General features: G+C 69.3%; 9 protein-coding genes. 5 read left to right on the forward strand and 4 right to left on the reverse strand.

Annotated elements, in window-relative coordinates; translation table 11 throughout:
• Positions 1–62 precede the first annotated feature (62 nt).
• On the forward strand, positions 63–2,453 hold the full coding sequence (locus ACFOPH_RS05290; RefSeq protein WP_312551765.1) for a DNA polymerase II: 2,391 nt from the start codon (positions 63–65) through the stop codon (positions 2,451–2,453).
• A 176-nt stretch (positions 2,454–2,629) separates the two neighbouring features.
• Positions 2,630–3,160 carry a GNAT family N-acetyltransferase gene (locus ACFOPH_RS05295; protein WP_312551763.1) on the forward strand — a complete coding sequence of 177 codons (531 nt, stop codon included), beginning with the start codon at positions 2,630–2,632 and terminating at the stop codon, positions 3,158–3,160.
• Between the two features lie 50 nt (positions 3,161–3,210).
• Here ACFOPH_RS05295 and ACFOPH_RS05300 read toward each other — a convergent pair whose 3' ends face one another.
• Positions 3,211–5,652, reverse strand: coding sequence for an ATP-binding protein (locus ACFOPH_RS05300; RefSeq protein ID WP_312551761.1), 2,442 nt, complete (start codon positions 5,650–5,652; stop codon positions 3,211–3,213).
• Between the two features lie 164 nt (positions 5,653–5,816).
• On the opposite strand from ACFOPH_RS05300, the gene ACFOPH_RS05305 reads away from it, so the two are divergent.
• A complete protein-coding gene (locus ACFOPH_RS05305; RefSeq protein WP_312551759.1) occupies positions 5,817–7,376 on the forward strand; it encodes a TerC family protein in 1,560 nt (519 codons plus the stop codon).
• 270 nt (positions 7,377–7,646) lie between these two features.
• Here the strand turns inward: ACFOPH_RS05305 and ACFOPH_RS05310 are convergent, their stop codons facing one another.
• On the reverse strand, positions 7,647–9,194 hold the full coding sequence (locus ACFOPH_RS05310) for an FAD-dependent oxidoreductase (protein ID WP_379733996.1): 1,548 nt from the start codon (positions 9,192–9,194) through the stop codon (positions 7,647–7,649).
• A 13-nt stretch (positions 9,195–9,207) separates the two neighbouring features.
• Positions 9,208–9,486, reverse strand: a complete 279-nt coding sequence (locus tag ACFOPH_RS05315; RefSeq protein ID WP_312553536.1) for a hypothetical protein — start codon at positions 9,484–9,486, stop codon at positions 9,208–9,210.
• Between the two features lie 228 nt (positions 9,487–9,714).
• On the opposite strand from ACFOPH_RS05315, the gene ACFOPH_RS05320 reads away from it, so the two are divergent.
• Both ACFOPH_RS05320 and ACFOPH_RS05325 read left to right on the forward strand, forming a co-directional pair.
• Positions 9,715–10,962 (forward strand): zinc-dependent alcohol dehydrogenase, encoded by a 1,248-nt coding sequence (locus tag ACFOPH_RS05320; RefSeq protein ID WP_312553533.1) that lies wholly within the window; start codon positions 9,715–9,717, stop codon positions 10,960–10,962.
• Between the two features lie 17 nt (positions 10,963–10,979).
• Positions 10,980–11,138 carry a hypothetical protein gene (locus ACFOPH_RS05325; protein ID WP_312553532.1) on the forward strand — a complete coding sequence of 53 codons (159 nt, stop codon included), beginning with the start codon at positions 10,980–10,982 and terminating at the stop codon, positions 11,136–11,138.
• Between the two features lie 123 nt (positions 11,139–11,261).
• Here ACFOPH_RS05325 and ACFOPH_RS05330 read toward each other — a convergent pair whose 3' ends face one another.
• Positions 11,262–12,782 (reverse strand): FAD-dependent monooxygenase, encoded by a 1,521-nt coding sequence (locus ACFOPH_RS05330; RefSeq protein ID WP_379733999.1) that lies wholly within the window; start codon positions 12,780–12,782, stop codon positions 11,262–11,264.
• Positions 12,783–12,991: the final 209 nt, after the last annotated feature.

Raw genomic sequence — 12,991 nt, forward strand, 5'->3', positions numbered from 1 at the left:
TATAATGCCGCCCGGCTGCCGCTGCGGCAGCCTGGGCGACGGACGCGGGGGACTTGGGCGAGATGGCGGATGCAGGCAAGGCGGCGGGGCAGGGCTTCCTGCTCACCCGTCATTGGAACGATACCGACGCGGGCGTCGAGGTCGACTTCTGGCTCGCCACCGATGACGGGCCGCGCCGCGTGCGCGTGCCGCCCCAGCCGGCGATCGCCTTTGTCCCGCGCGAGCAGCGCGAGGCGGTCGAATTCGTGCTGCGCGGGGAACGTGGCGCCGGCGGCTGGGAGCTGCGCGAACTGGCGCTGGCGGACTTCCGCCAGCGTCCGGTGCTGGGCCTGTACTGCCGCGGCTACCGCCAGTTGCTGCGCCTGGAAAAGCGCCTGCGCCAGCAGGGCGTGGACGTGTTCGAGGCCGACATCCGCCCGCCCGAGCGCTACCTGATGGAGCGCTTCGTCACGGCACCGGTCAGCTTCACCGGCGACGTCGACCCCGCCGATGCCCGCCTCCTCGCCCAGGGGCAGCTGAAACCCGCGCCCGGCTACCGTCCGACATTGCGCCTGGTCTCGCTCGACATCGAAACGACCGCGCAAGGCGAGCTGTATTCGATCGCCCTGGAAGGTTGCGGCCAGCGCCAGGTCTACATGCTCGGCCCGCCGAACGGCGACGCGACCGGCATCGACTTCGCCCTCGACTGGTGCGCCACGCGCGCCGAGCTGCTCGAACGCCTGGAAGCCTGGTTCCGCGCCCACGACCCGGATGCGGTCATCGGATGGAACCTGGTGCAGTTCGACATGCGCGTGCTGCAGGAGCACGCCGTCAGGCTCGGGCGTCCCTTGCGCCTGGGCCGCGACGGCAGCCCCATCGAATGGCGCGAGCACGGCGGCAAGCAGGAGCACTACTTCATCTGCATCGCCGGGCGCCTGGTCATCGACGGCATCGAGGCGCTGCGCTCGGCCACCTGGAGCTTTCCCTCGTTCAGCCTGGAGTCGGTGGCCCGGCAACTGCTGGGCGAGGGCAAGGCGATCGACAATCCCTTCGACCGCATGGCCGAGATCGACCGCATGTTCGCCGAGGACAAGCCGGCGCTGGCGCGCTACAACCTGAAGGACTGCGAGCTGGTCACGCGGATCTTCGACCGTACGAACCTGCTGGAATTCCTGATGGCGCGCGCCAGCGCGACCGGCCTGGCGGCCGACCGCAGCGGCGGCTCGGTGGCCGCCTTCGAGCACCAGTACATCCCGCTGATGCACCGCCAGGGCTACGTGGCGCCGAACATCGGCGACGTACCCGGCGGCGACAGCCCGGGCGGCTTCGTCATGGATTCGCGCTCCGGCCTCTACGATTCGGTGCTGGTGCTCGACTACAAAAGCTTGTACCCGTCGATCATCCGCACCTTCCTGATCGACCCGGTCGGCCTGGTCGAGGGCCTGCGCGAAGCGGAGTCCGCGACCGTGCCCGGCTTTCGCGGCGCGCGCTTCTCGCGCACCCGGCACTGCCTGCCGGGCATCGTGCGCCAGGTCTGGGAAGGACGCGACGCCGCCAAGCGCGAGCGCAACGCGCCGCTGTCGCAGGCCCTGAAGATCATCATGAACGCCTATTACGGCGTGCTGGGATCGTCGGGCTGCCGCTTCTTCGATCCGCGCCTGGCGTCCTCGATCACCATGCGCGGCCACCAGATCATGCACCGCACGCGCGAACTGATCGAGGAGCAGGGCTACCAGGTCATCTACGGCGACACCGACTCGACCTTCGTCTGGCTCGGCCGCGCCCACGAGGATCGCGACGCCGAATGCATCGGCCGCGCCCTGGTCGAGCACGTCAACGCCTGGTGGAACCGCACGTTGCGGGACGAGCTCGGCCTGGACAGCGTGCTCGAGCTCGAATACGAAATCCATTACCGGCGCTTCCTGATGCCGACCGTGCGCGGATCGGACGAAGGCAGCAAGAAGCGCTACGCCGGCCTGGCGACGCTGCCTGGGGGCGGCGAGGAGATGGTCTACAAGGGCCTGGAAACGGTGCGTACCGACTGGACGCCGCTGGCCCAGCAGTTCCAGCAGGAGCTCTACCTGCGCGTGTTCAAGGGCGAACCCTACGAGGATTACGTGCGCGACTACGTGGCGCGCACCCTGCGCGGCGATCTCGACGATCTGCTCATATACCGCAAGCGCCTGCGCCGCCCGCTCGAGGAATACGAACGCAATGTCCCGCCGCACGTGCGCGCCGCGCGCATGGCCGACGACTTCCACCTGCGTCACGGGCGGCCGGCGATCTACCGCAACGGCGGCTGGATCCGCTACGTGATGACCCTGGCCGGCCCCGAGCCGCTGGAGGCGCGCCGCTCGGGCATCGACTACGAGCACTACCTCACGCGCCAGCTGGAACCGATCGCCGACGCCATCCTGCCCTTCCTGGGCGACAGTTTCGGCCGGCTCACCAGCCGCCAGGGCGCCCTGTTCTAAGTAAGGGCGCAAGCGCGCCTGGCAAAACGGCTAGGTGCGCCGGCGCCGACAGGCCGGTACACTCGGCCGTTCCGACCGTCCGCTATCGGCCAGGAGGCCGCTGGCGCGCATCGTAAGTGGCAGACGGCAGCCGGCAGCGGACGGCTTGTGTCGCACCACACCATGGAATCCAGCACATGCATAGCGAGTTCATTACGTCCGTTCCCTACCTTTACACCGAGCGACTCATCCTTCGCGAATATCGACGGCAGGACTTCGAGGCATTCGCGGCGCATCTGGCCGACCCCGAAAGCGCCGCCCACCTGGGCCCGACGGACCGCCATGCCGCATGGCGCATCTTCTGTTCGCAGGCAGGGCTATGGCTGCTCGATGGCGCCGGATGGTGGGCTGTCGAGGAAAAGGAGAGCGGTCGACTTGTCGGGAGCGTCGGCGCCTTCTTTCGCGAGGACGCCAGCGTGATGGAGCTTGGCTGGAATACCTACCGTGCCTGCTGGGGCCAGGGATTCGCCACCGAGGCGGCGGCGGCCGCCGTGCGCCATGCGCTCGAGATCCGGCGCGAACCGAAAGTCCGGGCGCTCATCGCGTCCGCCAATGCATCCTCGCTGCGCGTTGCCAGGCACCTTGGCCTGACCTATGAAGGGGACACCGAGATCGTCGGCAAGACGGTGGGAGTGTATGCGCGCGAGCGGGATGGCGCGGCGGTCTAGTCCCGCTCGCGCATCGGTTGGCGGCATGCCGAGCGGCGCCCGCCGGCGCTTCAGGCCGCGTGCGGCGCGCCGGCGGGATGCTCGCCCAGGATGCGTTCGAGCTGTTCGAAATTGGCCGGTTTCACCAGGTGATGGTCGAAGCCGGCGCCTTTCGACAGCGTGAAGTCGTGTGCCTGGCCGTAGCCGGTGAGGGCGACCAGCAGCGCGCCGCGGCCGGCCGGGTGCTGGCGCAGGCGGCGCGCCAGTTCGTAGCCGTCGATGCGCGGCAGGCCGATGTCCAGGATATATACATCGCAGCCATCCTTGGCTGGCGCCTCGAGTACCGCCAGCGCCGCCAGCAGCGCCTCGGCGTCGTCGAACAGGGCCACCGCATGGCCCTGGGCTTCGAGCGCGGCGGCCAGCGAAGCGCCGGCGTCGCGGTTGTCATCGACCACGGTGATGCGCAGCGGCCGCGCGGCGGCGCCCGGGACCCGGGAAGCGAAGGCATCGGCGGCATCGGCGGCAACGGTGGGCCCGGCGATGGTCGGCAGGGAGATCGTGAAGGTGCTGCCCTGGCCCTGGCCGCCGCTGTCGGCGGTCACCGCGCCACCGTGCAGCTGGGCGATGCTTTTCACTAGGGTCAGCCCCAGGCCCAGTCCGCCCTGGGCGCGGTCTGGCGTGCGCTCGCCCTGGGTGAACAGGTCGAACACCTGGGGCAGCAGGGCCGGCGCGATGCCGCTGCCGTTGTCCTGGACCGTGATGGTGGCCTGGTCCCCGTGCACGGCGAGATCCAGGCGCAGGCTGCCGTGCTGCTGGGTGTACTTGGCGGCGTTGTTCAGGAGGTTCGAGACCGCCTGCACCAGGCGCGTGCGGTCGCCGTTCACGTGGACCGGTCCGGCGGGCAGGCTCAGCTCCAGGGCGTGGTGGCGCGCCTCGATCAGGGGCCGCACCTGCTCGACGGCGGCGTCGAGCACCGCGCGCAGCTCGAGCGGCGCGCGCTCCATCTGCACCAGCCCGCGCGTCACGCGCGAGACGTCGAGCAGGTCGTCGACCAGTTCGGTCATGTGGCGCACCTGGCGCTCGATGATCTCGCCGGCGCGCTGGGCATAGGCCGGGTCGCCCTGGCGCAGGCGCAGGACCTGGGCCGCGGTGCTGATCGGCGCCAGCGGGTTGCGCAGTTCGTGCGCCAGCATGGCCAGGAAGTCGTCCTTGCGCTGGTTCGCCATGCGCAGCGCGTTCTCCGCCAGCTTCTGGTCGTGGATGTCGGTGCAGGTACCCATCCAGCGCACGATCGTTCCATCCACGTCGCGCACCGGCATGGCGCGCCCGAGCACCCAGCGCCAGGCGCCCGAGCGCTCGCGCAGGCGGTACTGGATTTCGTAGGTCTCGCCGCTGGCCAGGCTGTGGCGCCAGGCGGCCCAGGCGGGCGCGCGGTCATCCGGATGGAACATGTCGGCCCAGTGGACGCCGTCGGTGCTGCCGGGATTCATCCCGGTGAACTCGTACCAGCGCTCGTTGAAGTAGTCGTGGAAGCCGTCGGGCAGGGTCGACCAGACCATCTGCGGCATCGCGTTGGCGATGGTGCGGAACATCGCTTCGCTGGCGGCCAGCGCGATGTCGCTGCGCAGGCGCGAGCTGGCGGTATGGGCGCGCTCGGCCACTTCGCGCATCAGGGCCAGGTCTTCGGGCGACCAGTCGCGCGGCCGGGCGGCGTTGACGAACACCATGGCGACCAGCTGCTCGTCTTCCAGCACCGGCACGTTGACAAAGGAGGCCGCGCCGAGCGCGGCCAGCGCGTCGGCCGAGGCGGCGGTGCGGGCATCGAGGTGGACGTCGCGCACCAGCACCGGCTGGCCGCGCCGCAGCGCGTCGATGAAGCCGCCGAACTGGCGCAGGTCGAGGGCGCCGGCCATGCTCTCGGCGCCCTCGGCGCACCAGTCGCGCTCGATGTGCAGGGTGTCGCCGGCGGCGCCGACCAGGCCGAAGCCGGCCCGGCTCGCGCCCAGGGTCTCGCCGAGGATGCGCCCGGCGCAGTGGCCGATGTCCTCGGGCGAGCGCAGCTCGCGCAGGGCTTCGGTCAGGCGCGCCAGCGCGTCGCGCCGGATCTCGCTCTGCACGCGGTCGGTAACGTCGGAGCCGAGCACCAGCACGCCGCCGACCCGGCCGTCCTTGGCGCGCACCGGCTGCAGGACATAGTCGACGTAGCGGTCGAGCATCGGTGCGCCCGGCGCCGCCTGCATCGCATACCTGGCGCCGGTGGCGGTGATCGGCGTTCCGCTGCGGTAGACCTGGTCGAGCATCTCGACATAGCCCTGGGCGGCGACGTCGTCGAGCACCTCGGCGATGGGATGGCCGAGCACCGCGCGCTGCCCGATCAGGTGCAGGTAGCCGGGATTGACGAATTCGAAGCGGTGCTCGGGGCCGCGCAGCAGGGCCATGAACATCGGGGCCTCCTGGAACAGCTCGGCGAACTGGCGCCTGCTCTGGTAATCCTGGTCGTCGGTGTCGGCCATGGTGGTCGGATCGTCGTTGCGCTATCGGTGGGTGGTCGGGCTGCCTGCCCATGGCCAGCCATGGGAAACCCGGCATCATACCGCGTCGGCGCCGGTCGCGTGCGACTTCGCCGCCGGCAGGCCATTACAATGGGGCATTCATACACGCGTGGAGTGGGCATACCATGGAATGGCTATCCGATCCGAACATCTGGGTGGGTTTCCTGACCCTGGTCGTGCTCGAAATCGTCCTCGGGATCGACAACCTGATCTTCATTGCCATCCTGGCCGAGAAACTCCCGCCGCAGCAGCGCGACAAGGCGCGCCTGCTGGGCCTGACGCTGGCGATGGTGATGCGCCTCGGCCTGCTCACCATGATTTCGTGGATCGTGTCGCTGACCGCGCCCTTGTTCTCGGTCGGTAGCCTCGATTTCTCCGGGCGCGACCTGATCCTGCTGCTGGGCGGCCTGTTCCTGCTGGCCAAGGCGACCATGGAGCTGCACGAGCGCGTCGAGGGCAAGACCCACGCGCATGCCGGTCCGGTCGAGTACGCGTCCTTCGGCGTCGTCGTGGCCCAGATCATCGCGCTCGACGCCGTGTTCTCGCTCGACTCGGTGATCACCGCGGTCGGCATGGTCGATTCGCTGGGCGTCATGATGGCGGCCGTGGTGGTCTCGATGGGCGTGATGCTGTTCGCCTCCAAGCCGCTGACGCGCTTCGTGAACGCCCACCCGACGGTCGTCGTGCTGTGCCTGAGTTTCCTGCTGATGATCGGCCTGTCCCTGATCGCCGAGGGCTTCGGCTTCCACATTCCGAAGAGCTACCTGTACGCGGCGATCGGTTTCTCGGTGATGATCGAGGCCCTGAACCAGCTGGCGCGGCGCAATTTCGCGAAACAGGAAGCCCATATTCCGCTGCGCGAGCGCACCGCCGACGCCGTGCTGCGCCTGCTCGGCGCCAAGGGAGGAGAAGGAGCCCCCGGTGCGGCATCCGATACGGCGCCCGCGCCGGACACCGCCTTCGTGCCCGAAGAGCGCAACATGGTCAGCGGCGTGCTGAGCCTGTCGCAGCGCTCGATCCGCTCGATCATGACCGTTCGCGCCGATATTTCCTGGATCGACCTGGAAGCCGACGCCGCCACCATCCGCACCCAGCTGCTCGACACGCCGCACGGCTTCTTCCCGGTCTGCCGGGGCGAACTCGACGAAATCGTCGGCGTGGCACGCGCCAAGGACCTGATGGCCGACCTGACCCATGCGGGCAGCATCGATCCCGCCCACGTGCGCCCGCCGATCATCGTGCCCGACGCCAGCGGCGTGCTGAAGGTGATGGAAACCCTGAAGCGTTCGCACGGCCAGGTGGTCCTGATCGCCGACGAATACGGCACCATCCAGGGCCTGGTGACGCCGATCGACATCCTGGAAGCGATCGCCGGCGAATTCCCGGACGAAGACGAGCTGCCCGTGGTGCGCGAGGAAGGACCGGGCCGCTGGCGCGTGGACGGCAGCGCCGACCTGCATTACCTGCAGCAGGTGCTGGGCACCGATGCCCTGGTGAGCGAGAACGACGAGTACACCTCGCTGGCCGGCTTCATGCTGGAACAGTTCGGCACCCTGCCCGAGGTCGGGCAGGCGGTGGAACTGGACAACCTGCGCTACGAGGTGGCAGAGGTGCTGGACCGGCGCATCGCGACCGTGCTGGTGAGCCGGATTGCGCCGGCAGAGCGGCCGGCGCGGGCGTCCTGATAGACGCCCGGCCAGCCCTGATGCCGTCCAGGCAAGGCGGTGATGTAGGGTGGGCACCCCGTGCCCACGCGTTACGCACGTGACCGGCAGTCACAGGCGGCGACATTTCGTCCGCGAAGTGTGCAATGCGAGCGGGCTGGGATTGACATTAGCGGGCGAGAAGTTCCAGCCGGCACACAAAGGAAGCGCCTGCAACGCGTGGGCACGGAGTGCCCACCCTACAACGACGGCCAAGCTAAATGGCGTTCGCTCACCGGGCCACGTGTTTCCTTACTCCTCATCCCCCGCGTTCGGATCGGGCTCGCCCGATCCGCCGTCCGGCGCACCGGTATCCAGGCGCGGCAGCGGCGCCAGCGCCGGGCCTTCCAGCACCTTGCCCGCGCAATCGAAGCGGCTGCCGTGGCATTCGCAGTCCCAGCTGGTCTCGGCGCCGTTCCACTTCAGGGCGCAGCCCATGTGGGTGCACTTGCCCGATACCACGTGCAGCGCGCCCTCGGGCGAGCGGTAGACCGCCACCGGCTGGCCCTGCAGTTCGAGCTGGCGGCTCTCGCCGGGCTTGACCGCGTCGAGCTGGCCGCGGGCGGCGGCGTCCAGGCGCAGCGGGTCCGGCGTCGGCGCCTGCGTCGATTCCTGTTCGAAGCCCTCCGGGCGCTGGCCCGGGTCGATGCGACCGACCCGGTACAGGTCCTGCCAGGGATTGGCGCGCCCGAGGATGCCGTCGGCCAGCAGCATGCCGGCCAGGGTGCCGTAGGTCAGGCCGTCGCCCGAGAAGCCGGTGGCGATCCAGGTGTTGCGCGCATCGATGTTCCGGCCGATGCAGGGCAGCTTGTCGGGCATGCGGTAGCGCTGGGCCGACCAGCGGTACGCGACCGGACCGAGTGCGAAGTGCGCACGCGCGAACTTTTCCAGCAGGTCGAAGCGCTCGTCGCCGACGACTTTCTTGCCGAGCTGATGGGCGGCGCCGACCACGACCAGGTAGTCGCGCCCGTGGGCCCGGTAGCTGCGGATCGAATGACGCTCGGCGCCGATGCTCCAGTACACGCCGGGCGCGGGCGGCTCCCCATGCAGCGGCAGGGCGACCCCGTATTCGCGCACCACGCCCATCGAGGACTGCACCAGGTGGATGCCGGCCGGGGTGTGGGTGGCCAGGATCACCTGCCGGCAATGGACTTTGGCGTGCGCGGTGTGCACCAGCGGCGGATCGTCGTCGATTGCCAGCACCTCGGTGTTCTCGAAGACCAGGCAATCCTCGCTGCCGATGGCCTGGGCCAGCTGGCGCACGTAGGCCAGCGGCTGGAACTGGGCGGCGCCCTCGACGCGCAGGGTGCACACGCCGGGCACGGGCAGCGGCGCGCCATCCTGCAGGCTGGCCTCCAGGCCGGCGGCCGTGGCGGCGGCATGCTCGTCGCGCACCAGCTGCTCGTGGGCGGCGTCGGCGGCGATCAGGTGCCAGCCCACGCGCTCGAAGGCGCAATCGAGCCCGTGCCGTTCGGCGGTGCGCGCGACCAGCTCGATCGCGGCGCCGCGCGAGGCCGCCACCGCGGCTGCCGCATCCGGCCCATGTTCGGCGGCGATCGCCTGCAGGTTGACGTCCACGGTCGGATACAGGTTGCCGGTCGAGTTGCCGGTCGAGCAGGCGCCGACCTTGCGCGCTTCCAGCACGGCGACCCGCTTGCCGGCTTCGACCAGCAGCATGGCGGCCGTCAGGCCGGCGATGCCGCCGCCGACGATGGCAACGTCGACCTGCAGGTCGGTCTGCAGGGTCGGCAGGCAGGCGCTCTTGGCGGCCGTGCCCTGCCAGAGTGAAGAGGTGTCCATGGCGCCCTCAGGCCTAGACCGGTATGGTCGAGCTGCCGCCGGCGGCCGAGCCGTAGTCCTGCAGGCTCTTGAAGGGCAGGCGGCGCTCGTTGAGGGCGGCCAGGATCGCGCCGAGCTGCTCCTCGTTCGGCGCGATGTAGACGACCAGCTGCTCGACCTCGTCTTCCCAGTAGGGGGCGTAGGGCACGTCGGTCTCGGTCATGACCTTGGCCTTGAAGCTGCCGTCCTGCAGTTCGGCGAACAGGGTGACGCGGACGTCCGGATTGGTGCTGTTGTTAACGGTGAGATCCATGGCGCTCCAGTGGTGATGGTGGTTGACAGGCGCCGCCGCGGCCGGCGGCGACGGCCTGCCGATCTTCGCGCTAAACGCGCCCGGGCGGCGCAGCTTTGCCTCCCGTCAATTCGCCGGCGCCGCTCGACCGGCTTGGCGTTTGCGCAGGGTAACGTGCGCAGCCGCTGCTGTCGAAGTGCTAAGTTCGACAGGGAGCAAAGGACGAACCGAACACACGAAAGGAGCAGCATGAAAGCCGTCGTTTTCCATGACGTGGGCGACATCCGCCTCGAGGACGTGCCCGAACCGAAGATCGAGCAGCCGGGCGACGCCATCGTGCGCATCACCGTGAGCGCCATCTGCGGCACCGACCTGCACTTCGTGCGCGGCACCTTCGCCGGCATGCAGGCCGGCACCATCCTCGGCCACGAAGCGGTCGGCATCGTCGAGGCGGTGGGCAGCGAGGTGCGCAACCTGTCGGTCGGCGACCGCGTCGTGATCCCCTCGACCATCGCCTGCGGCTATTGCTCCTACTGCCGCGCCGGCTACTACAGCCAGTGCGACAACGCCAACCCGAACGGCCCTGCGGCCGGCACCTCCTTCTATGGCGGACCGCAGCCCACCGGTCCCTTCAACGGCCTGCAGGCGGAAAAGGCGCGCGTGCCCTCCGCCAGCATCAACCTGGTCAAGCTGCCCGAGCAGGTCACGGACGACCAGGCCATCCTGCTGTCCGACATTTTCCCGACCGGCTACTTCGGCGCCGACCTGGCCGGCATCAAGCACGGGCATACCGTGGCCGTGTTCGGCTGCGGCCCGGTCGGCCAGTTCGCGATCGCCTCGGCCAAGCTGATGGGCGCCGGACGCGTGCTGGCAGTCGACAACCTTCCGGACCGCCTCGCGATGGCCAAGCGCCAGGGCGCCGAGGTCATCAATTTCGACGAGGAAGACCCGGTCAAGGTGATCATGTCGCTCACCGGCGGGATCGGCGCCGATTGCGCGATCGACGCGGTCGGCGTGGACGCCGAGTGTCCGCACCACGGCCCGGCGGCGAAGCAGGCGGCAGAGCAGGCGGACGAGTTCGAGAAGGAGCGCGAAGCCGTCGCCCCGGTGCAGCACCCGGATGGCCCGAACTGGCATCCGGGCCAGGCCCCGTCCCAGGCCCAGCAGTGGGCGGTGCAGGCGCTGGCCAAGGCCGGCACGCTGTCGATCATCGGCGTCTATCCGCCGGCCGACACCTCGTTCCCGATCGGGAGCGCGATGAACAAGAACCTGACCATCCGGATGGGCAACTGCAACCACCGCAAGTACATTCCGGATTTGATCGAACTGGTGCGCACCGGCGCCATCGATCCGACCGCCATCATCACCCAGCGCGAAGGCATGGAATCCGTGATCGATGCGTATAAAGCCTTCGACCAGCGCCGTCCGGGCTGGCTGAAGGTGGCCCTGGTCGAACCAGGCGCGGGCGCCCAGGGCGCCAATCCCCCAACCCTTTGACCCGACGGGAGGCTGACATGCCACAAGGAGATAAATCGTCCTACACCGACAAGCAGAAGCGCCAGGCCAAGCATATCGAGGAAAGCTACGAGAAGCGCGGCACGCCGCCGGCCGAGGCCAAGCGCCGCGCCTGGGCCACGGAAAACAAGGTGTCCGGGGGCGGCAAGAAACATTGAGTATTGCGATTGAGTACTGCGATTGAGTACTGCGATTGAGTACTGCGATCGACCCCTGCGCATCCGGCGCGCGGCGGCGCCGCACGATCAGTGCCTTACATTCAGTGCCTTACATCCAGTGCCTTACAGCGTCAGTGCATTGTCGCGCAGGTACGCGTCGAGCACGTGCACCGAGGGTGAGCCGGCCGCCAGCCCGACGTAGGTGTCGGGCCGCAGCAGGTAGACGGCGTCGTGCGCCAGGCCGGCGTGCGCGCAGCGTTCGTTCCACGGATAGCTGCGCAGGAGCACCCGGTGGGCGTCGCACCAGGCCTGGATGTCCGGCTTGGCGTGGCCATACACATGCATCTGCCAGGCGGGTAGGGGCAGGGGCGCGAAATTGTCGCCGCCCTCGTACGCGATCCAGGGCAGGCGGTCGCCGCCGCGGATCCTGCCCGCCGTACCGCTGTTCAGCGGCGCGTGGCGGTAGTGCAGCACGGTCTGCGAGATCGTGCGGAACAGGTATTCGCGCGTCACAGGCAGCTTTGCCAGCAGCGGCATGAGGCGCGGCGCCAGGCCGGTGCGCACGATCTCGGCGACCGGGCCGTTCGCGCTGAGGAAACCGAACACGCGGTCGGTGGTCTCGACCAGGCGCCGCGCGAACGGCAGGCGCTCGGCCTCGTAGCTGTCCAGGAGCAGGTCGGGGGCGCGGCCCTGCAGCACGGCGGCCAGCTTCCAGGCCAGGTTGATGGCGTCGCCGATGCCGGTGTTCATCCCCTGGCCGCCGGCCGGGCTGTGGATATGGCCGGCGTCGCCGACGAGGAAGGCGTGCCCGCGCCGGAAGTGCTCGGCGACCCGGTGGTGCACGTGGTAGGTCGAGAACCAGTTGAGCTTGTGCACGCTGATCAGGAGGTTGTCGATGGCGCGCTGGCTGACGTCGGAAAATTGCAGGGTGTCCGCATGCCCGGCCCGTTCGTCGCGCACGGTGCCGACCAGCCGCCCGTGTCCGCCCGGTCCCATGGCGAACACCGCCAGCAGGTCGGCTTCGTCGAGGTCGAGGTTGAGTTCGCCGTTCAGGGCCGGGCTTTCGCCCTCGATGTCGGCGACGTAGAACACCTGGCGGTAGGTGCCGCCGGGGAAATCGACGCCGATCAGCTTGCGCACCGTCGAGCGCGCGCCGTCGCAGCCGGCAATGTAGCGCGCCTCGACGCGTTCGGTGTTGCCCCGCACGTCGCGCAGCTGGGCCACGATGCCGTCGCCGTCTTCCTCGAAGTGCTCGAGGGCGCATTCGCGCTCGACCCGCACGCCGGCCGCTTCCAGGCGCGCGACCAGCAGGCGCTCGTGCCTGTCCTGCGGAAAGATCTGCAGGAAGGGGTAGGGCGTCAGGCCGGCGCCGATCGCCCCGAGCTCGATACGCGCCCGGTGCTCGCCCTCGGTCCAGATGTTGAAGGCCCCGATCGGATAGCCCTGTTCGATCACGGGCGTGGCCAGGTCGAGCTGGCGGTAGAGTTCCAGCGTGCGTGCCTGGACCACCAGGGCGCGCGAGGTGGTGCCGGGGCCTTGCGTGGTGTCGACGATGCGCACGTCGACGCCGATGCGGTTCAACCACAGTGCGAGCACCAGGCCGCTGGGGCCGGCGCCGACGATCAGGACCTGGGTTTGCGACATCGCACACCTCCATCGCGGCAAGCGGAAACTGGAGCGGAAACAGGAGCGGAAGCTGGCGGCGGCCGCCACCGGGCACCCGGTTTAGACATGCTACGCCTGCCGGTGAGTTCCCGCACCTGGCCCGTGGTGCCGCAACAGCCATGTCGTGCCGGCGCGCGGACGGTCGTGCGCTGGCGGGCCGTGCTATCGTGGCGCCAGGCGCAATCGGA

The sequence above is a fragment of the Massilia haematophila genome (genome assembly GCF_042647645.1).
GTDB lineage: Bacteria > Pseudomonadota > Gammaproteobacteria > Burkholderiales > Burkholderiaceae_D > Telluria > Telluria haematophila.